Source organism: Dysgonomonas sp. 520, assembly GCF_010501095.1.
In the GTDB taxonomy this organism is placed as follows: domain Bacteria; phylum Bacteroidota; class Bacteroidia; order Bacteroidales; family Dysgonomonadaceae; genus QVMP01.
Window position 1 is genome coordinate 1 of the sequence record NZ_QVMP01000033.1, and the last position, 23,732, is coordinate 23,732.

At 37.5% G+C, this 23,732-nt stretch carries 14 protein-coding genes; all 14 read left to right on the forward strand.

The annotated features are described in order from the left end of the window. The first annotated feature begins 445 nt into the window (after positions 1-445). The 14 genes from D0T56_RS15365 (at position 446) to D0T56_RS15430 (ending at position 23,704) form a co-directional block, all read left to right on the forward strand. Entirely contained in the window at positions 446-2,080 is a 1,635-nt protein-coding gene (locus D0T56_RS15365; RefSeq protein WP_163321054.1) for a DUF6377 domain-containing protein, read from the forward strand. A gap of 179 nt (positions 2,081-2,259) precedes the next feature. Continuing rightward, on the forward strand, positions 2,260-3,639 hold the full coding sequence (locus D0T56_RS15370) for a SusF/SusE family outer membrane protein (RefSeq protein WP_163321055.1): 1,380 nt from the start codon (positions 2,260-2,262) through the stop codon (positions 3,637-3,639). A 103-nt stretch (positions 3,640-3,742) separates the two neighbouring features. Further along, the gene (locus D0T56_RS15375; protein ID WP_163321056.1) at positions 3,743-6,316 is read left to right on the forward strand and encodes a TIM-barrel domain-containing protein; all 2,574 of its coding nucleotides are present in this window, start codon (positions 3,743-3,745) and stop codon (positions 6,314-6,316) included. A gap of 51 nt (positions 6,317-6,367) precedes the next feature. Then, positions 6,368-7,696 carry a SusF/SusE family outer membrane protein gene (locus tag D0T56_RS15380; RefSeq protein ID WP_163321057.1) on the forward strand — a complete coding sequence of 443 codons (1,329 nt, stop codon included), beginning with the start codon at positions 6,368-6,370 and terminating at the stop codon, positions 7,694-7,696. 96 nt (positions 7,697-7,792) lie between these two features. Beyond that, positions 7,793-10,828 (forward strand): TIM-barrel domain-containing protein, encoded by a 3,036-nt coding sequence (locus D0T56_RS15385; protein WP_163321058.1) that lies wholly within the window; start codon positions 7,793-7,795, stop codon positions 10,826-10,828. Positions 10,829-11,034: 206 nt separating this feature from the next. Then, positions 11,035-14,040, forward strand: a complete 3,006-nt coding sequence (locus D0T56_RS15390) for a TonB-dependent receptor (RefSeq protein WP_163321059.1) — start codon at positions 11,035-11,037, stop codon at positions 14,038-14,040. Positions 14,041-14,064: 24 nt separating this feature from the next. Next, complete coding sequence (locus D0T56_RS15395; protein WP_163321060.1) at positions 14,065-15,552, forward strand: RagB/SusD family nutrient uptake outer membrane protein; 1,488 nt, start codon at positions 14,065-14,067, stop codon at positions 15,550-15,552. A gap of 20 nt (positions 15,553-15,572) precedes the next feature. Then, positions 15,573-17,051, forward strand: a complete 1,479-nt coding sequence (locus tag D0T56_RS15400; RefSeq protein WP_163321061.1) for a SusF/SusE family outer membrane protein — start codon at positions 15,573-15,575, stop codon at positions 17,049-17,051. Positions 17,052-17,093: 42 nt separating this feature from the next. Next, complete coding sequence (locus D0T56_RS15405) at positions 17,094-18,860, forward strand: glycoside hydrolase family 66 protein (protein WP_163321062.1); 1,767 nt, start codon at positions 17,094-17,096, stop codon at positions 18,858-18,860. Positions 18,861-18,871: 11 nt separating this feature from the next. Continuing rightward, positions 18,872-20,485: a DUF5116 domain-containing protein gene (locus D0T56_RS15410; protein ID WP_163321063.1), complete on the forward strand. Its 1,614-nt coding sequence runs from the start codon at positions 18,872-18,874 to the stop codon at positions 20,483-20,485. A 5-nt stretch (positions 20,486-20,490) separates the two neighbouring features. Beyond that, complete coding sequence (locus D0T56_RS15415) at positions 20,491-22,692, forward strand: glycoside hydrolase family 97 protein (RefSeq protein ID WP_163321064.1); 2,202 nt, start codon at positions 20,491-20,493, stop codon at positions 22,690-22,692. Positions 22,693-22,760: 68 nt separating this feature from the next. After that, on the forward strand, positions 22,761-22,970 hold the full coding sequence (locus D0T56_RS15420; RefSeq protein ID WP_163321065.1) for a glycoside hydrolase domain-containing protein: 210 nt from the start codon (positions 22,761-22,763) through the stop codon (positions 22,968-22,970). 20 nt (positions 22,971-22,990) lie between these two features. Then, positions 22,991-23,263 (forward strand): HU family DNA-binding protein, encoded by a 273-nt coding sequence (locus D0T56_RS15425; RefSeq protein WP_255491197.1) that lies wholly within the window; start codon positions 22,991-22,993, stop codon positions 23,261-23,263. A 93-nt stretch (positions 23,264-23,356) separates the two neighbouring features. After that, entirely contained in the window at positions 23,357-23,704 is a 348-nt protein-coding gene (locus D0T56_RS15430; RefSeq protein ID WP_163321067.1) for a hypothetical protein, read from the forward strand. Positions 23,705-23,732 lie beyond the last annotated feature (28 nt).

A 23,732-nucleotide genomic window follows, 5' to 3' on the forward strand; every position in this document is an offset into this window, starting at 1 on the left:
TTTACCAATAATAATGGCGGTTCGGGAAAAGGTTTCTTCGGCGTCATATTCATAAATATAGATGATGTATTATTGAATACATATAAAAAACCTCCTATGTAAAGTGCAATGTCGGCACTACATAAAGGATCCGATAGATACCAATACTTTCCATGGACACTTTATCAACACCGTGAAAGGCCAATAAATCTCGAAGACAATCCAAATCAGGGATAAGTGTTCGGAACTTTTCTTCAATTTTTTCATCATCTTCCCCTAGTATATACATAAATATACTATCTTTATGCACATCAAGACCATATACTTTTTCATCGCTTTTTGTTTTTTGATCATACACTAAAAAATAAGAGTTTTTGGGTGGTCTTATTTTTATTCAACTTAATTATAAATCATACTTTTTATGTAAGTTTGTAATATCATTTTCAAATTAGCCAGCTATAATATCATGAAAAAAGGCATCGGGCTTCTGTTCTTATTTATATCCATTCATGCTTTTTGCTCAAAAAAAAGCGATTTGGACTCTATTCTTTACACTTTGAATCAAACAATAGAAGACAAAAATATTTATGAAGAAGAGAAAAAGAAGCGAATTACTGACCTAAAACAGATGTTGAGTATTTCTAATATTACATTAGAACAAAAGTTCGACATCAATACAAGGCTATATAACGAATATAAATCATTCATACCGGATTCTGCAATTATTTTCGTTCAGGATAACATGTTAATTGCCAAGCAATTAGACAACAAAGACTGGTTGAATGAGTCAAAAATAAACCTATCTCTGTTATATGCTGTTGCTGGAATGTATATTGATGCAGATAAGTTACTGAGCAACATCAATACAGCTGAATTGCCGGACTGGTTACTAAGAATGTATTATAATTCGTACAAACAACTGTTTTATTTTTACCCATCGAACCAAAACAGCGAGTTAAATTATAGAGTTTACAGAGATTCGCTATTATCTCATATTGAATTTAATTCTGACGATTATAAAATAGTATATTCCGAGAAACTTACCCATTTGAAAGAGTACGAAAAGGCGCGCGAAATATTGCTACCTATGTTTAATGAGGCTGAAGATGAAAGCCATTGGCGGGCAGTACTGGCATATGCAATAGGAGAGACTTACCGTGGTGAGGCTGATTTTGAAATGCAGAAAAAGTATTATGCCATTTCTGCTGTTTCCGATATAAAAAACTCAATCAAGGAAAATGCCGCATTTCGTGCTCTAGCAATCGCCTTTTACAAGACTAATGACATAGAACATGCATACAGGTATATACAACAGTCGATGGATGATGCGGTTTTCTCGAATGCACGGTTACGTACCATGGAAGTTTCGCAGGTATTTCCCATTATCGAGAAATCATACCAGCTTAAACTCGAAGCTCAAAAAAATCGTTTGTTTTATATGGTAATTTGCATTGGATTGCTCTCGATTTTTCTTATCATTGCCATTACGTATGTTTACCTGCAATTACGTAAGCTGGCAAAAGCACGCTATTCTTTATCTGATGCAAATAAGCAATTGCACAAATTGAACAGGAATTTAAAGGAAAGCAACATTAAGATGAACGAGATAAATGAAGAACTTTCCGAAGCAAATCTGCTGAAGGAAACCTATATTAGCCAATTCCTTGATATTTGTTCAATGTATATCAACAAGCTCGAAAATTATCAGAATGTGTTAAATAAGAAAGCAAAAGAAGGGAAGCTGGATGAATTATATAAAATGTTGAAGTCGAAAGATATGGTTGAAAACGAATTGAAAGAACTTTATGAAATGTTCGACAATATCTTCCTTCATTTATATCCAAATTTTGTAGATAAATTTAATGACTTATTACAAGAAAATGAGCGAATTGAATTAAAATCCACAGAATTATTAAACCCCGAACTACGTATTTTTGCTCTCATTCGTTTAGGAATTACCGATAGCTCGAAAATTGCAGGTTTCCTTCATTATTCTGCAACAACTATTTATAACTACCGCACCAGAGTTCGTAACAAATCGGCTGTTCCTCGGGAGGAATTCGAGAATATGGTTATGAAAATAGGTGTAATTACACGCTAAGATAACTAAAACCCATCTACTTTTTGAAAGTTTTTTTTACCTGTATTAATTTGAAAAACAAATTAATACAGGTTTTACATATCTATATTTCATCTATGTGGATTTTTTTTTTGCATGGAACCAGAATAGATTTGTATTCGTTGACAAAACGAACATGTAAAACATAAAAATTTATTATCATGAAAAAATTTACTCTCTTTTTTATTTGTGTACTGATGTCATTATTGGTTTCGGCACAAGATTATTCTCAAGTATATATTATAGGTGACGCAACTCCGAAGAGTTGGGATTTGGGTAATGCCGATGAAATGATGCAAATTACACTAAACGAAGACGATGCCATTTATGCTTGGACCGGACAAATGACGACAGGTAGATTTAAATTTATGAATACCAAAGCCGATTGGAAACCATCTTTTGTTGCAAACGGAGAACATAAACAAGTAGAAATGTTTCAATCCTACGATTTAGTATTCTTGGATGAGTATGCAAACAGCAATGAGAGTGATCCGGGATACAATGATTTTCAATTCGAAATACAAACAGCCGGTAGGTATACTGTTGTGGTAAATATAAAGAAACTGACAATAAAAATACTTCCCGGTGAACTAAAGCTGATAGGCGGAGCCGTTAATGGTTGGGGAGCTATTAATGAATTGGCTGAAAACATGTATCAAAGTGCATACGACACATACACTTGGACAGGAAAAATGACAAAAGAAGCAACAGGTAGCGACCAGACTCCCGGTTTTAAAATTCTTATAGGAGACAGTTATGCACCTTGTTTTAATGCTGAGACTGAAGATTTGTCTCTGGTTGCCGGAAATACTTATAACATTCTTTATAATGATATGGCCGATAATAAATTTGTTCCTTCGGAAGATGCGTATTATACTGTAACAATCAATTTGTCTGATTTAACAATGAAAGTTGATTACGTTTCTCTTTATATGATTGGTGGAGCAACAACCGCAGGCTGGGCTATAGAAAACGTTATTGCATTTACTAGAGATGCTTCTGATCCTAATAAATTTGTATATGATGGAACATTACAACTGAATGCTGACGAAAATACTCCTGAGCGCGATATGTTTAAAATAATGGGACAACAAGGTTGGAATCCTTTCAGTCTTCATCCTGACACAAATGGAGAAGATATTCTTTCTGAAACAATTACAATAAATAAAAACTTTAACGGTTCTTTTGCCGATAATAAATGGAAAATACAAGGAGATAAGGAAGGAAAATACACAATTACAGTTGACTTGATGAATCAAACAATTAATGCAGTATACAAAGAAATTACAACTGATATTGAAAAAGCAAATATCGAAGATAATTACAAAATAATAACTACAAATGGTAATGTCGAATTATTTTTATCAGACAGTTTTGCTTCTGGAGATGTTCAGCTAATAGACATTGCAGGAAAGGTAGTGGGTGCTCAGGCTAATGTAGGTAACTATGTTGTATTGGGTGGTAATCTGCAACAGGGAATATATTTAGTAAAAATTAGCTGTGGCGAAAAATCAACTATTCAAAAGGTATTAGTAAAATAATAAGATTGCCTTTCTCTTTTATAAATGTGTCCAGTAATATTTATCGGACACATTATAATCCTCGAAATAGCTCTTTAGTTTTTTAATTAACTTAAACTTAATCATGAAAAAAATAATTTTCGCACTTATATTGGCTTGCCTTTATTCTTATACTGTTTTTGCGACAAACAATCCTATAGCCGATCCTCAAGCCATTGTTGTTTCCGGCGATATGCGATTTACGGTACTTACACCCGAGATGATTCGTATCGAATGGAGCGATAAACAACTGTTTGAAGACCGTGCTTCGTTTACAGTAATAAACAGGCAGCTTCCGGTTCCGGCATTTACGACCGAAGAAAAAGACGGTTTTCTTTATATAAGAACAGATAAACTTACACTTCAATACCGTATCGGAAGTTTTCCCGGAACATTCAATCCGGCCAGTTCTCAGAACTTGAAAATAACGTTCGATATGGATGGTAAAACCGCTACATGGTATCCATGGAAGAAAGATCCCTTAAACCTGAAAGGTACAACGCGTACGCTCGACGGTTCTAATGGCGATAACAAACTTGCAGAGATGGAAGATGGTATTATTTCACGTTCAGGCTGGGCTGTAATTGATGAAACAGCGGAGCGTCAGGACGGAAGTATAAGTCTGGTATTTGATAATCGGGAAAATGGTGTTGATTGGGTGGCTCAACGTGTCGACAAACCAGCTATGGACTGGTATTTTATGGGTTATGGGCGTAATTACAAGAAAGCACTTAGCGACTTTACCAAAATTGCCGGAAAAATTCCTATGCCTCCCATGTACGCGTTTGGATATTGGTATTCCAAATACGAAGAGTACACCGATGAAGATTTTAAAAATTTGGTTCGTGAAATGCAGCAACATGATATTCCTGTAGATGTAATGGTAATCGATATGGACTGGCATTACTCGGGTAGCGAAAAAGATAACTACCGTGGTGGATGGACAGGTTGGAGCTGGAACAAAAGACTGATTCCTAACCCTTCCGGGCTTATTGACTGGTTACATGACAACAATCTGAAAACAACATTGAATCTGCATCCAGCCGATGGTGTAGCAACACACGAAGACAATTTTACGGCTTTAGCCAATGACCTAAATCTGCCTACTGATAAAACAGTAGAGTGGAATATGGAGAATGAGGATTTTTACAAGGCATTCTTCAAAAACATTCTTCGTCCTCACGAAAACATCGGAGTCGATTTTTGGTGGCTCGATTGGCAACAATGGCTTTTGGCTAAAAATGAAGAAAAACTTGGAAATACATTCTGGCTCAACCACGTATTCTATACCGATATGAAATTACAGGAAAAAGGACGCCCAATGATTTTTCACCGTTGGGGTGGCTTAGGTAATCATCGTTATCAGATTGGTTTTTCGGGCGACTCTCATACAAACTTTCCTACTTTGGCATTTCAGCCTTATTTCACAGCAACTGCTTCTAACGTAGGTTATGGATATTGGAGTCACGATATTGGTGGGCATCATCAGGATGGAGATAATGACCCAGAGTTGTTTCTTCGCTGGATACAATATGGCGTTTTTTCACCTATCGTTCGCACACATAGTTCAAAAAATGCAGCAGTAGAACGTCGCATCTGGAAATATCCTAATTTCCCTTTAATGAAAGAGGCATTAGATTTGCGCTATACAATGATACCTTACATTTATACTCAGGCACGTATAGCTTACGATACCGGAATTTCGATTTGCCGTCCTTTATATTATGATTGGTCTAACGAAGGTGAAGCATACAAACATGGAGAGGAGTATATGTTTGGCGATGATATTCTTGCAGCGCCAATTGTAGAGAGAGCGGCAGCAGATGGTACAATCTCGAAAAACATTTGGCTTCCAGAGGGTAAATGGTACGAAGCAACCTCCGGAGAAGTTCTCGAAGGAGATCAAAGTTATACTCGTACATTCACACAAAGCGATATACCTCATTATTACAAGGAAGGTGCAATTATTCCTCATTTCCCAAAATTGTCGCACTTAAAAAATCGACCTGATAAGTTGGTTCTGAAATTTGCACCGGGAAAATCAGGCGAATTGAAATATTACGAAGATGAAAATGACAACAACAATTATGAAAAAGAAGTGTATTCTTTTACCTCTATAACACAACAAGTTGCAGGAAAAGAGGGTGTTTATACTATTTATCCGGCAGAAGGTGCTTTTGATGGAATGTTAAGCTATCGCAGCTACGACTTGCATTTGTTGGCAGTATCACTTCCTGAGAAGGTAATGGTGAATGGAGTTGTCTACACACAAAGTAATGAAGGTATGGAAGGAACATGGCGCTATAATAGCGATAATAAAACAGCTGAAATTTTTCTTCCAAAAGTAGCATGTAATGCAAAAACAGAGATCAATGTAACATTTTCCGAAAATCATTCAGGAATACAACAAACTGAAAGTAAAAAAAAAGCAGCTTTAAATTACATACGTGAAGAAAACGAACTTAAAGTTGCATTTAATTCTGTTTGTAATTTAGTCCAGTTAAGCGTATATGACATATCGGGACAAATCATTTTTTCCAATAGATATACCAATGCTCAAAATTTGTTAGTAAAACTTCCGGGAACCATAAACAATGGAGTTTATATCGTAAACATGGTTTATGACGGAATAAACCAAACAGATAAAATAGTTATTTAGAGTTTATTATAAAGCATTTTAGTAAAATTCAAACTTTAAAATAGAAGAAAGATGAAAAAAACAATTTTATGCTTGATTATGGCAATAATATCGGTAGCCGTTATTGCACAAGATTATACCCAAGTATATTTAATAGGAGGGGCAGCCCCTAATGGTTGGTCGAACGATAAAGCGGAAGCGATGATGTTGGTTTCTTCCGATGACGAAAGTGCGGTCTTTACTTGGACCGGAGCACTAAAAGCAAGCGACTTTAAATTTATAAATACACTCGGCACGTGGCAACCAAGTTTCAATGCTGCTACGCCCGACGAACCTATAATATTGGGTGAAACTCATAGCCTTGTGTATAATGCTAGTGGTGACGATCATAAATTCACGTTGCCTCAGGCCGGATTTTATACCGTAATCATTGATTTAAAGAAGCTTACAATGGTAGTGACCGAAGCAGAAATGGAACTTCCCGAAGAATTGTGGGTTGTAGGAAGCGCCATACCTAATGGTATTGCTAAACTTTCGAATGCATATGGTATTGCAAACTTTTTGTATGTAGGTGAGTTGTTAGAGGGTGATTTCAAGATAATTACCACAGAATCAATCAACGAGTTTACTCAATATATTGTACCATTGGAAGAGGATGTAGATATTACCGGAGAAACAACATTTATAATAACCAACGACGCTACTGTACCGGGCTGGAATGTATGGGCTGCGGATCCTGTTTATAAAATAAAGATAAACTTAGTAGGTAAAAAATCGAATGCCGAGATATTTGAATCACGTGATAAGCTTTATATCGTAGGAGGTGCTGTAGAAATTGGCTGGAATGCAGGCTTGGCTCTGCCTTTTGTAAAAGATCTGCAAAATCCTGATGTATTTATATTTGATGGTGAACTGAAAATCCGCCCCGAGCATGAAGAAAGTAATTTGTTTAAAATACTAGGGCAACTCGACTGGAATCCGTATAGCCTACACCCTTACAATCCTAATGAACCTTTGTTGGAATCAAAAAACCTACAAATAAGTGTAGGCGACAATAAATGGGCAATAGATGAGGATAAGCAAGGAAGATACATTTTAACGGTAAATACACTTTATGAAACCATTGATGCTCAATATATCGGTAATGGATCTTCGATACAACAAGTTAAGAATAACCGTTATTTTCAGATATTATCTATGGAAAATGGTATTCATATAAGCATGTCCGGTGATTATTTGGCAGATGCTGCACAACTTATTAGTATTGACGGGCGTATCGTTAATTCCATTCGCAATGCAGGAAAAGATTTTGTTGTGGGTAACAATATAACTTCTGGAGTTTACATCCTGAAAATTGATTGTAACAAAAAACATTTTGTACAACGAGTTTTTGTGAAATAAATCAATAAAAAAGGAGCGTCAAAATTATTACATGATACTCCTTTCTTGATTTTTTTTATACAAAATCAAGAAAATTTATCTTTGAACTGATATACCATGAAAAAAATATACAAGATTTTTCTATTCATACTGCCGTTTTTAATAGCGTCATACTCCAACGCACAAAAATCATTTCTTTTTGATGAAGATATGGCAGTATTTTATCCTGCTGACTTTGATTCTGTACAAACACTACCATCTTTTGCCATTCAGAAAGATTTATTATATAATCAAGATTTACCTTCCGATTGGCAAATCAAACCTGTGTATGGTGTAGATAGTGATGGAAAAGTTACAGTTGAACTAGCTTTCGACGAAACAGCCGATTTATATGGGACAGGCTTGGTTACCGGATCCTTGAGGCGCAATGGGACTAATATTAAAATCTGGAACAGCGACAACTGGGGTTATTTTAAAGATGATGGAAAATGCTTATACCAGTCGCATCCGTGGATTATGGGAATTCGCCATGATGGAACAACCTTCGGTATTATTGCAGATAATTCATGGAGACAGTATTTTGACCTTTCCAACCCGATAAAAATAACTACCGAAGGGCCTTCGTTCCGTATTATTGTAATCGAAAAAGAAAATCCTACGGAAATGGTAAAAGCTTTAGCCGAACTCACCGGAAAAATAGAACTTCCCCCGCTTTGGGCATTAGGCTATCAGCAGTCGCGTTACAGCCCTTCTTATTCACCCGAAAAAGCGAAGGAAATAGCCGACGAGTTCCGTAAACGGCAAATACCGTGTGATGTTATTTGGATGGATATTGACTACATGGACGAGAAGCGTATTTTTACGTTCGATCCCGCAACTTTTTCTGATCCCATAGGACTGAATAATTATTTGCACGATAAAAATTTTAAAGCAGGGTATATTATCGATCCGGGTGTGAAAATTGATGAAAATTATTTTGTTTATCAGCAAGGAAATCAGGGAGATCATTGGGTAAAAGATAAAGACAGAAACAACTATATGGGCAACGTTTGGCCCGGCGAATGTTATTTCCCCGATTTCACCCGTCCCGAAACACGTTTGTGGTGGGCTTCACTGTATGGTGGTTTTGTAAAAGATAATCATATAGACGGTGCTTGGAATGATATGAATGAACCCGGTGTTTTTGATACACCGGAATGGACTATGCCTACCGATAATATACATCGTGGTGGTGACAATATGCCCGAGGGTAATCATCAGCGTTATCATAACTTGTATGGATCGTTAATGTCACAAGCTACTTATGAAGGAATCTTAGATGCCGTTCCCGATAAACGCCCTTTCATTTTATCACGAGGAAACCATTTGGGTGCGCAGCGATATTGTGCAACTTGGACAGGCGATAACCGAGGAACATGGGAGCACATGCGCATGTCTATCCCCATGTCTATAACATTAGGTCTTTCAGGTCAACCATTTAACGGACCCGATGTGGGAGGATATTCCTTAAATGTTACATCCGATTTGCTTGGGCATTGGATGGCACTTGCAACATACTATCCGTTTTCGAGAAACCATACAGCCGAGTCGGCACAAGAACCTTGGGTGTTTGGCAAAGAAATAGAAAGCGTTTCACGTACGGCACTAAATCGCCGGTATATGTTGTTACCTTATTTTTATACCTTATTTCGCGAGGCATCAGAAACAGGAATGCCTATTATGCGTCCGGTATATTTTGCCGATGTTACCGATTTAAACTTACGAGGAGAGGAACAGGCGTTTTTACTTGGAGAAGATTTGTTGGTCATTCCTCGTTGGGCAAACAATGTAAAATTGCCGCAAGGAGATTGGGATAAGTTGAAACTAGAGAATAAAGACGATGGCTACCAACCATTTCTTGCAATTCGTCCGGGAGCTATTGTTCCCATGTTAGACAAAACGATTCAAAGCACCGAAGAATATGTTGCCGATTTTGTAACATTGTTGGTAAATCCATTGGCAGACGGAACAGCCAAAGGCAGTATGTACAATGATGCAGGAAATGGTTTTGGATACAAAAGCGGAGAATACGAAATGTTGCAGTTTACAGCCGTGAAACATAACGAAACACAATTGAAAATTGAAATTGTAAAAACAGATGGCTCATGGGATAATACCCGCAAATATCGTATTGGGTATGTTACCGACGATGAAATTACATACTCCGATTGGTCGTCCGATAAAATACTTTATGTCGATATTATCAACGATAATACCGAAGGTGTAGATATCTCGCAGTTAAACAAAAGCATGTATATTGGCGGAACTTTCAACGAATGGAATCTTCCCGATAATAAAATGAATATTGATGAGAACGGTATCTTTGTTTTTGATATGATTCGTATTCCGGCAGGAGAGCATGAACTGAAATTTGCCAACCAACCCGATTGGAGTGGAAATGATTGGGGGGATGCAAGCGGCTTATCAGGCACAGCTCAAATTTCTACGGGTGGTGGCCCAAACATAACGTTTACCATATCCGAAACCGGAAATTACCGTATTCAGTTTAACCCTGCTACATTAGAGTATACAATTCAACCTACTTATAATTCGGTACAAACCGAAATGTATGTTGGTGGAACTTTCAACAATTGGCTATTATATGAGGGAAAAATGCGATTGGTGGCAGATAATACTTGGGAGTATACATCAACGCATATCCCACAAGGAAATTATGAACTAAAATTTGCCAATACTTTAAACTTTTCGGGAAACGATTGGGGCGAGGCAGAAGGTTTATCAGGAATAGCAAAGCTTACAACCGGAGGAAAGCCCAATATTACTTTCACTATCTCTGCCGAAGATAATTATACAATCCGCTTCAATGATCTGACATTGGAATATTCGATTTCGAATGCCGAAACATCGATAAATGAAGTTCCTTTCTATAATACATCCATTTACCCCAATCCGGTAAACAATTTATTAAATATATATAGCGAAGAAGGTACGGGAGTTGTTGAGATATTTAATATTTCGGGACAAAAAATGTTAGAACAGACCATTTCTCAAAAATTGACAGCAATTGATGCCGCCTCTTTTATCAAGGGTATATACTTTGTGAAAATAGGAAATGAAAAAGGTATTCAAGTTCATAAATTATTGAAAGAATAGCCTATGAAATAGAATCTCTCATCTACTTTTTTAGGACAAAAGTCAATATTAATATGTTTATTATAAACTGTTTATACTTTTATTATCCTATATTTTATCTATATGAGATTTTCTTGTGAATTTAGTTTACATATTTTTGCTTTTATAAAAAGTCAATTCAAGAAATTGAAAAAAATAGTTAGTCTTATTATTAAAATCTACAAACAATGAAAAATAAACTTTCATTTCAAAAGGTAAATTTTCGGAAGAAACTACTCTTCTTTTTTTGTTTACTTACAACCTTTTCTCTTTCGGCACAGAATCAAAAAACAATAACGGGTACTGTTACCGATTCTAAAGGAGAAACTGTTATAGGGGCTACTGTCCTTGTACAAGGAACATCCATTGGAACAATAACCGATGCTAGTGGTGAATTTTCTCTCGATGTTGAGGGAAATTCTATTTTGACAATATCTTATCTGGGTTTTAAATCACAGAATGTCACAGTAGATAACCGCAATAATTATAACATTATATTGATTGAAGATGGTCAATTGTTGGATGAACTTGTAGTTGTTGGTTACGGTGTTGTACGAAAAAGAGATTTAACAGGTTCTACCGTATCAGTAGGTAGCGATGTGGTAAAGGATAAACCTGTATCAAACATCGCGGAAGCATTGCAAGGTCGTGCTGCTGGTGTTATGATTACCAATACGGGAGCACCCGGAAGCAACAGTACGATTCGTATTCGTGGACTGGGTTCCATCAACGATGCTTCTCCCCTTATTGTGATTGACGGGGTTCCTACCGACCTGAACCTAAATGCAATAAACCAAAATGATGTCGAAACCATAGATATTTTAAAAGATGCTTCAGCTACTGCAATTTATGGTTCACGTGGTGCGAATGGTGTTGTTATTATTACCACTAAAAAAGGGAAAAAAGGACAAGGGGTTATTTCGTTCAGTGCTAATACTGCTATAAATAATGCGATTGGAACACCTAAAATGCTTAATGCTTCACAATTTGCATCCTTACATAACGAAATGATGCTGAATGGCGGACAACCACAACGTCCTGATTTTTCCGACCCTACCCTTTGGGATGCAGGAACCGATTGGTATGATGCGCTTATACAAACAGGAAATATGCAAAATTACCTATTGTCGTATTCCGGTGGTGGCGAAAATAATACCTATTATGTATCAGCTGGTATTTTCGATCAGAAAGGTATTGTAATCAACACCGATTTTAAACGTTACACTTTTCAGTTTAATAACGAAGCAAATGTACGTGATTGGTTGAAGTTCGGGAATAACCTTACCCTGAGCCACGATGTAAAGCGTAACGGATCATATGACATTCTTGGCACAATGAGATCTTTACCTACCCAACCGATTTATGAAGAAGACGGTAGTTATTCAGGGCCGGGCAATAGTGCCATATGGTATGGTGATATGCGTAACCCTATAGGAACAGCCAATGTAGAAAAAAAAGAAACTAAAGGTTATAACTTGTTGGCCAACATTTATGGCGAAGTAAACATTTTGAAAAAAGTATATTTCAGATCACTTATCGGTGTTGATTATAAAGACTGGAGTGACACATCATTTTCTCCAAAATACGATTGGAAACCTATACCTGTACCCTATTCTTCACGCAGTGAAAGCTGGAACAAAAGCCTGACTTATTTGTGGGATAATACAGTTACTTACATAGATACGTTTGCAGAAAAGCATCACCTCAATCTAATGTTGGGATCGAGTGCACAAAATAATGTATTCAGATATATGAATGGAAGCAAAGAAGACTTTATATCGGATGATTATAATGAGTTGAACAATGGTTTGCTAAATCCACTTATAGGTGGAGGAAAAAGTGAATGGGCTTTGCTATCATTCTTTGGGCGTGCCAATTATAATTATGACGATCGGTATTTACTTACAGCAACTATACGTCGCGACGGAACATCGCGTATTTCTTCCGACAATCGCTGGGGAACATTCCCTTCTTTTTCCGCAGCATGGCGTTTTACCGAAGAAGCTTTTTACCCTAAGAACGACATTCTTACTGATGGTAAGTTAAGGATAGGGTATGGAGAAACCGGTAATCAGGCTCCCTTGGATCCATATGCTTACATTACACGCTTAAAAACGGCTCAATATGTTTTCAACGGTACACCCGTATCAACGCTTTATCCATTAGTAATGCCTAGTCCTGACATAAAATGGGAGACTGTAAAACAATGGAATGTTGGTATTGATGCTCAGTTCTTTAAACAAAGATTAAGTGTAACCCTCGATGCTTACGTCAAAAACACAAGCGATATGCTAGTTGGCATGGCAGTGCCTATTACGACAGGATATTCAGATACTTATACGCCTCAGATAAATGTAGGTAAAGTTCGCAACCGTGGATTCGAATTTACGCTTTCTTCAAGAAATATAATGAACAAAAAATTTGAATGGACAACAGAAGCCAACTTTTCATATAATCAAAATGAAGTATTGAAGTTGGATGGAGATGTACCCATGTACTTCGGAACACAAACTCATACAGTTGGCAAATCTATTGGTGCGTTTTATGGATATGTAACCAATGGAATTTTCCAAAACTGGGACGAAGTAAATTCATATGCAGTACAAAAACCGGCACAAGAAGGAGGACAAGGAACTTCTCCCGGCGATATCCGCTTTAAAGATTTGGACAATAATGGTGTTATTGATGATAACGACCGCACATTCCTTGGAAATCCCACTCCTTCTTGGATATTCTCTATGAACAATAGTTTCAATTTTTGCAACTTCGATTTACAAATCTATTTCCAAGGTGTAGCCGGAAACAAAATCTATAACGGAACACGTTCTTCGCTCGAGAATATGTCGACAGTAACCAACCAATCAGTTAAAGTATTGGATAGGTGGACAGGAGAAGGAACAAGCAATTTCATTCCGCGTGCCGTATATGCTGACCCTAACAACAATAACAGAGTATCTGACCGTTATATCGAAAATGGCTCTTACCTGCGTCTGAAGAACGTTACGTTCGGTTACACGCTACCTGAGAAAACACTTTCGAGAATATTCTTATCGAATGCTCGTTTCTTTGTTTCGGCACAAAACCTGCTTACATTTACCCGCTATTCGGGCTTCGATCCTGAAGTTTCGGGACTCGATTCAGGCAGTTATCCTATGACCCGCACCATTAGTTTTGGGCTTGATGTTAAATTCTAAATCAAATTTTAATAAAATAGAATCATGAAAAAAATTATATATATAGCAACGTTACTTTTATCAGCATTTATGTTGTCATGTGACGATTATCTCGATAAGTTCCCTCACGAGGATCCCGGAGTAGAGGCTATTGAAGATGAGGCGAGTGCAATTGCCCTTACTAATGCCGCTTACCAACCTTTACAACGTCCCAAATTGTATAATATGCGTATCTGGACTCTCGATATTATTGCCGGAAACAGTCAGGTAGGTGCCGGTGGTGGTGACGACGGTATCGAAACTGTACAGTTGGCTAATTTCGTTGCCGATGCCGATAACTTTGCGACTATCGACTTTTGGCGCGGACCAAATCCCGGAATTCTTTACTGCAACACGGTATTGGCAAACGTTCCGGATATGGATATTGATGAAAGCATAAAAAACCGGTGTATTGGCGAAGCAAAATTTTTGCGCGCACACTATTACTTTTTGCTAGTACAGCTTTATGGCGATGTACCAATGAGCTTAAAGCCTGCAATGGCAGGAGATAACTTGCATTCACGCCGTGTAGGTAAAGATACGATTTATAACGAAGTGATTATTCCTGATTTAAAAGATGCTATAAAACTGCTCCCAACACGTGAAGAATATGGATCTACAGACAAAGGGCGTGCATCTAAAGGAGCAGCATATGGTATGTTGGCTAAAGTATACCTTACACTTGGGCAATACCAAAACTGTATTGATATGTGTAACGAAGTGACCAAATTGGGATATACTCTCAACCCCGATTATAGTGATTGTTTTGGTGGTGAAGCGAAGAATAAAAACACTGCCGAATCGTTGTTCGAAGTTCAGTATTACGGAAAAACAAAAGCTGATTTTTGGAGCGATGAAAATCAGGCTTGTTGGCTAAGTACCTATATGGGACCACGTAACCAGAGTTTTGTGGGTGGAGGTTATGGATGGAATCAACCCACTCAGGAGTTTGTAGACCAATATGAGCCCGGCGATTTACGAAAAGATAAAACTATTCTTTACGAGGGTTGTCCTGCTTTTAATGGAAAAAAATACCTTTCTACTATGTCTATGACAGGTTACAATGTGCGTAAATTCTTAGTACCACTTTCTATCTCGCCCGATTATAATACCAATGAAGCTAGCATTGTAGTACTGCGTTATGCTGATGTATTGCTGATGAAGGCTGAGGCTTTAAACGAATTGGGTAGCACAGCTGACGCTATAGAACCTCTTTACCTGGTACGTAAACGTGCCGGATTGGCTAATAAGTCTGATATACAAGGCTCATCGCAAGACCAGATGCGTGAAAAAATTATAAAAGAACGCCGTATTGAATTGGCTTTCGAAGGTCATCGTTGGTTCGATATAATTCGTATAAACAATGGTCAGTACGCATTAGATTTTCTACATTCTATAGGTAAAATAAATGCTTCCCGTAAACATTTACTGCTACCTATTCCGCAAAAAGACAGGGATGCAAATCCTAATCTGACACAAAATCCGGGTTATTAACTTTAAAACCGATATTTACAATGAAAAATATAAATAAAATACTAATCGCTCTTTTTGTTATGCTGCCGTTCGCTTTTATTTCGTGCGACGATGATATAATGGAAACAAACAAAGGGAATACGCCTTTAGAACTAATGGTAAATGCAACCGATGTAACTTTGGATATTCTAGATCCGAGTGCTAATGTGTTGAGTTATACATGGACTACCGGCATCAATCATGGTACAAATACAGCTATAAGTTACCAGTTTCAACTTGCACTGAACGAAACCGATTTTCAGGATGGAATTACCTATGAATTGGGAAAAGGTTCTTCTGCAACCTCAATGGTTTATACGAATGAGTCGTTGAATGCAACTTTGCTCGATTCTTTAGGAGTAGAACCTAATACTGAAGTGTATATTAAAGCCCGGGTAATAGCAACAGTTTTGTCCGAAGGCATAGAGCCTCAGATAACAGAGCCTATAATGGTAAAGATAAAAACATACAAGCCTATAAGCAAAAATATATACATCTTAGGTAGTGCTGCGCCAAATGGCTGGAATGCCGACGAAGCAACTCAGATGAATGTAGTTAGCGGTACAGTAGGTGGTTTTACTTGGCAAGGACGTTTAAATGCCGGTGAAATGAAGTTTATAACCACATTGGGAGATTTCCTTCCTTCCTACAATAAGGGAGATGCCGAATACAAGTTGGTTTATCGCGATTCAGACGATCAGCCTGATAATAAGTTTGTAATTCCTGCTTCGGGTATGTATAAAATTACATTGAATATTCTCACTTTGGCTATCAATATAGAAGTGATGGAAGCTCCCGAATATGGAACACTTTGGTTCGTAGGAGGATCTACAGGTTGGAATTTTAAAGAGATGAGAAACGATATGCTTGATCCATATATATTCCATTTCAATGCAGAATTGTTGTCTCCCGATGGAAATGCTGTTGAAGACTTCAAAATTGCTACAGTAGCCGATTTCGAACCAACAACAGTATATTTCCGTCCTGAAGTAAATAATCAAGGAGTAGGCACAGATCTTACTGTAGTAAAATGGTCAGAAAACGAAAATGATGATGATTATAAATGGAGCATTGCCCCAGGCACATATAAAATAAAGTTGAATATCCGTACCATGAAAATAAATATTGTGAAGTATGAACTTTACCCTGTTATTTATCTAGTAGGAGAAGCAACTCCAAACGGTTGGGATATTGGTAGTGCAACACCTATGAGTGCAGTGAGTGGAAACCCTCATAAATTTACATGGACTGGCAATTTAAGCACAGGAGACATGAAATTCTCGTGCGATCGTCAAGATGATTGGGGTGGAGGATTCTTTCTAGCATCAAGAGCCGAGGCTGCTCCAAGTGGAAGTGAAGAGCAAATGTTATACAGTCCGAAAGGATCTGAGCCTGATAATAAATGGAGAATACCCGAAGCTGGTACTTATACCATTGAATTAGACCAGTTGCAAGACATTATGAAATTTACAAAACACTAAAATGCATATATAGCAATAGTGTAAAACATTAAAAATAAACGTATGAAAAATTATATATATATAGTAATCATTTTTGCCGGTTCTTTGTTTTCGGCATGTAATGACGATTATTACGATACCTCAAATAATCCGCTTTCTTATGGTGAGTCGTATATAGATATTCAATTCTCTACCGATAAGGCGTTGTATAGTCCGGGAGAAGCCGTTCACTTTTCATTAAGCAATGTGCCCGATGGTGCCAAATTGCGTTATACGCATCTTGGAAAAACAATCAGCGAGGAATCTTTAACCTCGAAAACATGGACATGGACTCCCCCAAATGAAGATTTTAAAGGATATATGGCTGTTGTGTATACTGTAGAGAATGGTGTTGAAAAAATACATAATAATATAGCAGTTGACGTTTCATCCGATTGGGCTAAATTTCCCCGGTATGGGTTTGTATCCGATTACGAAAAAATGAAAGATGTTTTTATTAAACATAACGTTGAAATACTGAATCGTTACCATATCAACGGATTACAATTTTACGATTGGTTGTACGACCATCAACGCCCTTTTGCCGGCACAGTAGAACGTCCGGCAGATTCGTGGCCCGACATTTTTTATCGTACCAATTATCTTTCTACCATTAAGTCGTACATAGCTGAAGCGAAAAAACGCGATATGAAAACAATGTTTTATAACCTTTGTTATGGTGCAACCAAAGATGCGGCAGCTGATGGTGTAAGCGAAGAATGGTATATTTTTAAAGATAGAGATCATGCCGAAAAAGATTACCACGACCTTTCGGGTGGACGCAGCCACATCTGGATTACTGATCCGGGTAACAAGCAATGGCAAGATTATCTTATCGCCCGCAATAAAGATGTGTATCAAGTGTTCGATTTTGATGGATATCATATCGATCAACTAGGTTGGCGTGGCGATCGTTACGATTATCAGGGAAACAGCATCGATATGCCGAAAACGTATAACTCATTCATTAAAGCAATGAAAGCCGCTGAGCCTAATAAGCGATTATTATTCAATGCTGTTGGTGGTTACGGGCAAGAGAGTATAGCAAATGCTCCAGTCGACTTCTTATATGTAGAGGTTTGGGGAGCACGTGATGGAGATAATCCTGAAATGAGCTATGCCGATATGATTTCGTTGATGCGTGATAATGTTTCGGAAAGCAATCCTGAGAAAAATATTGTACTTGCTGCCTATATGAACTACAATGTAAATAGCGTAGGTTTTGTAAATAAGCCCGGTGTATTATTGGTTAATTCTGCAATTTTTGCATGGGGTGGCTCTCACTTGGAACTGGGCGAACATTATTTGATAAACGAATATTTCCCGAGTAACAATTTGCAAATGCGTGCCGATTTGGGAAAAGCATTGATAAATTATTACGATTTTATGGTTGCCTATCAGAACTTGCTTCGGGATGGAGGTGATTTCCAAACGGCTTTTGTCGATTTTGAAAATCCTACAATTATAACTAATAATTGGTCTCCGGCTATTGGAGAAGTTTCGGTTGTTGGTAAAAAAGTAAACGGGAAAGATATTTTTCATCTGATAAATTTTAAAGGTGCGAATTCGATGGTGTGGAGAGACCCTAAAGGTACACAAACCGAGCCAGAATTGATTGAATCGCCAGTTGTAGATATTACCGTTTCGGGCATACCATCGAAAATTTGGTTTGCTTCGCCCGATGTGGATGGTGGAGTTGCAAAGGAACTTTCGTTTACACAAAGCGGAAATAAGGTTAAACTAACACTTCCTTCTCTCAAATACTGGGATATGGTTGTTGTAGAATATTAAGATTGATTTTAATGAAAAATAAATTAAAAACGTCAATATTAGCACTTTTTATTGCTATTTCTATACATGCACAAGTTAAAGCGCCTTTATATTGGAGCGTATACGAATATTGCTACGAAGCCAGTGGAAACCAAATGAATGGGGGGGCAATACCCGAAGATGTGTGGCAAAAAAATATAGACTGGGTAGCGGAAACTCTGAAGCCATACGGATACAACATCATTTGTATTGATGGATGGGGAGATGACAATGCTTTTAATGAAAACGGATACCGTACCAAACATGCTACCGGACAAGGAGAGTCCGGTAGTGTAAATTGGCGGCACGATTATGTATGGTGGTCTAAGTACATTCAATCGAAAGGGATGACATTGGGTATTTACAATAATCCGCTATGGATTAATAAAAAAGCATCGGATTGCAGAATAAAAGGACGTGAAGATTTAACTGTCGGTAGTTTAATAAATCATGAAGAAAATTCGATGTGGTTTACTTGGGTGCAGGTTGACCGCCCTGGTGCGGAGGAATATGTAAAAAACTATATTCAGTACTATGCCGATATGGGCGTAAAATACTTAAGAGTCGATTTTCTTTCGTGGTTCGAAGACGGGAAAGATAAAGTGTCCGGACTAAGTACAACGATAGACCGCCCGACAGCCTATTATCAAACAGCATTGCGCTGGATGAAGGAGGCTTGCGATAAAAATGACATGACATTGAGCTTGGTAATGCCTCATTTGTATAACGATGCAGCAAGCGAAATTCTGGCTACACCTAATTCTTTGATTCGTATAAATGAAGATGTTTGCGACGGGGGCTGGCATAGGCTTAGCGAAATTGGAAGAGGAAAAGCTCATGACATATGGTCGAAATACCACAATATGTTCGACGGGTTTGTGTACTGGTCGAAGATTTCCGACAAAATGATTTTGGATGGAGATTTTACCCGTTTGAATACATTTGCAAACGATAACGAAAAGCAGACGGCAATTTCACTTCAATTAATGGCAGGAGGTCCTATCGCCGTTGCCGACCAATATAATACAATAGGCAATAATCTGAAATTCTATATAAATGAGGAAATGCTGGAACTTAACAAGTCGGGATTTGTTGGGAAACCCTTATCGGATAACCCTAAGGGTGTAAAAAGCCAAATCTGGAAAGGACAGCTCCCATGTGGTAATTGGATTATCGGATTATTTAACAGAGAAGATGAAGCACAATTACGTTCATTTGATTTCGAAACGGAACTAGGAATTAAAAAAGGAATTGTGCGTGATCTTTGGAAACACGAGAATATTGGTATAAAAAGTTCTTTATCGGAAGACATCGAACCTCACGGATGCAAAATATATAAGATAAGCAATACAACTTCTGCCCTTATGGATAAAACCGATTCAACGGGTGATATTCAATTTATTCCGTTATCGAATAAGCAACTTCAGATAAAAGGTGTCAATGTAGGCATATTGAATATTTTTAATTTACATGGAAGGTTGCTTGTGAAAGAAAATATATGCTCCAACCCACAGCTTTTTGATCTGTGTATGATGAATAACGGAGTCTACATTGCTGATTTAATTTATGGGCAAAATAAAATAGTAGAGAAAATATGTATAAAATAAGAATTATGAAATTCAAAATTGTATTTATTGTTTGTGTGTTATTTAGTCAACTCATAAACGCCCAGGAATTAGTATCTCCAAATGGGAACTTAAAGATGGTTTTTTCAGTTCAAAATGGAGGAGTTCCTGTTTATGAGCTGAGTTACAAAGGAAAAATGGTTATAAAACCAAGCAAACTAGGTTTCGAATTACGAGGGCAACAAGAAACGGTTGAATTCGGTTCGGAAATGGATATGAAAAATCAGGTGAAAGATCCCAAAAGTTCGTTGTACGACAATTTTTCGGTTGCTAAAACCCAAACTTCTACTTTCGACGAAACATGGCAAACCGTTTGGGGCGAAGAAAAAGAAATTCGCAACCATTATAACGAATTGGCCGTTACATTGGCACAAAGCGGTACAAAGCGTCAAATGCTGATTCGTTTTCGTCTATTTAATGACGGATTGGGCTTCCGTTACGAATTTCCCGAACAAGATAGAGATCTGGTATATTTCGTAATAAAAGAAGAGCGGACACAATTTGCAATGACCGGCAACCATACTGCATGGTGGATACCGGGAGATTATGATACACAGGAGTATGATTATACTAAATCGCGTTTATCGGAAATAAGGCAATTGCAATCGGATGCCATTACCGATAATTTATCGCAGACATCTTTTTCTCCCACAGGGGTGCAAACCAGCCTTCAGATGAAAACCGATGAGGACATTTATATTAATTTGCATGAAGCAGCGTTGATTAATTATGCCTGCATGCATTTGAACTTGGATGATAAGAATATGATTTTCGAATCATGGCTTACCCCCGACGCAATGGGTGCTAAAGGGTATATGCAGGTTCCCTGTACCTCTCCCTGGCGTACAATTATTGTAAGCGATGATGCTCGGAATATTTTAGCTTCGCGAATTACTCTAAATCTGAATGAACCCTGTAAGATAGAAGACACAAGCTGGATAAAACCTACAAAATATGTGGGTGTATGGTGGGAAATGATTTCCGGTAAAAATGATTGGTCGTATACCTGGGATTTTCCGGCAATACAATTAGGCATAACCGATTATACAAAGGCAAAACCTCATGGCAAACATGGTGCAACCACCGCTAATGTGAAAAGATATATCGATTTTGCAGCGGCGCATGGGCTTGACGGAGTTCTAGTGGAAGGTTGGAATATTGGATGGGAAGACTGGTTTGGAAATTCAAAAGACTATGTATTCGATTTTGTAACCCCATATCCCGATTTTAATCTGAATGAAATAAGAGATTATGCCAAAAACAAAGATGTGAAAATGATAATGCATCATGAAACATCGGCATCGGTACGAAATTATGAACGGCACATAGATGCAGCTTATCAGTTTATGGTAGATAATGGTTATCCGGCGGTAAAAAGCGGTTATGTCGGAGACATTATTCCTCGGGGAGAAAATCATTACAGTCAATGGTTGGTAAACCATTACCAATATGCGATAGAAAAAGCCGCTGAATATAAAATAATGGTAAATGCGCATGAGGCAGTGCGCCCAACAGGTATATGTCGCACATGGCCAAACCTTATAAGTAACGAGTCTGCCCGTGGTAGTGAGTACCAGGCTTTTGGCGGCAGTAAGCCCAACCATACAACGGTTCTTCCGTTTACTCGTTTAATAGGTGGTCCGATGGACTATACACCCGGATTATTCGAAAATAACATAAGCAAGTATAACCCCAACAACAGTTCGTGGGTAAACACCACATTGGTCAATCAATTGTCGTTGTATGTAACCATGTCTAGCCCGCTACAAATGGCAGCAGACTTGCCGGAGACTTACGAACGGTTTATGGATGCCTTTCAATTCATTAAAGATGTGGCATTGGACTGGGATAAGTCGGTATATATTGAAGCAGAACCGGGAGAATATGTAACGGTTGCCCGCAAAGCCAAGGGTGTAAACAATTGGTTTGTCGGAAGTACTAATGGTGAAGTAGGGCGTAATGTAAATATCAGTTTCGATTTCTTGGAAAAAGGAAAAAACTATATTGCGACTATTTATGCCGATAATAAGGATGCGCACTATAAAACAAATCCTCAGGCTTACAATATACGGAAAGTAGTAGTTACAAATAAATCGAAACTAACGCAATATACTGCACCCGGTGGTGGTATGGCAATCAGCCTTATGGAAGCCGATAATACACAAATTAAAGGTTTGAAAAAATTGTAATTATAGAACTTGGAAATAAAGACAAAAATCAGTTAATATCAAATAATTAATCGGTTTTATATTTTTCAATGGGAGTTCTGGGCGATGGAGGTGGGATGTCTGTTTTTGTTGTATTTTCAGTGATGGGATTCTACCCTGTAAACTCTGGAGATACTGTCTATACTATAAACGGAAAAGGACTAAATAAGCCTTTTATTCCACATGATGATATTAAAAATGGAAGAAAACTAATCTTTACTATGGGAAATAAAGCGAATAAAAATTGGGGGAAATATTAGAATAGTTTATTTTATTGATAATGACCAAAAGAGAAATAATAATGGCTGCTTCAAAGAAGAGTGGCATTCCACAAGTAGTTATTCAGCAATGTATAGCCCCTGTCTTCGAAAGTATTCTGGATGCCTTGTCAGAGGAGAAAAAAGTAACAATTCGGAGTTTCGGTACATTCTATGTAAAAGAAACAAAAGAAAGGATAGGACGAAATCCTCAAACAGGAGAAGATATAATTGTTGAGCCAAAGAAAGTTATTAAGTTTAGAGCAACAGCTCAGACAGAAAAACAAAATAGGTAGGTTGTTTTTAGGTTTCTCCCAGGTTATGATTTGTACTGATCTGGGGGTTTTTATTGTTATTTATTCACAGTTCTAATCCTAAGTATTATTCCAATGGCATATAAAAAGAGTGTAATAAAAGAACCTAAGAATGTACTTGTATTTGATAATACGCGTACACTTATTGCCATCATTCGTTCTCTTCGTAGTGCTGCATTATTTATCCAAGGAAATCAACAAGCAATCTCGTTTTGCTGTACAGGGAAACATATAAAATCTGGAGGTTATTATTTTCGTCATAAACATTCAGATGTTGAAATTAAAGTTGACGATTTAAACAGGCTCAAATTGGAGGATTATGATAAGGCTTGTGGAATAACAAGAACATATCACACAAAAAGAGATTTGGATAGTGAATGGTCTAAACGATTATCTGGCAAAAGCTCTTTCAATGATGATTGATCATAAGATTATAAAATGAATGTAATAG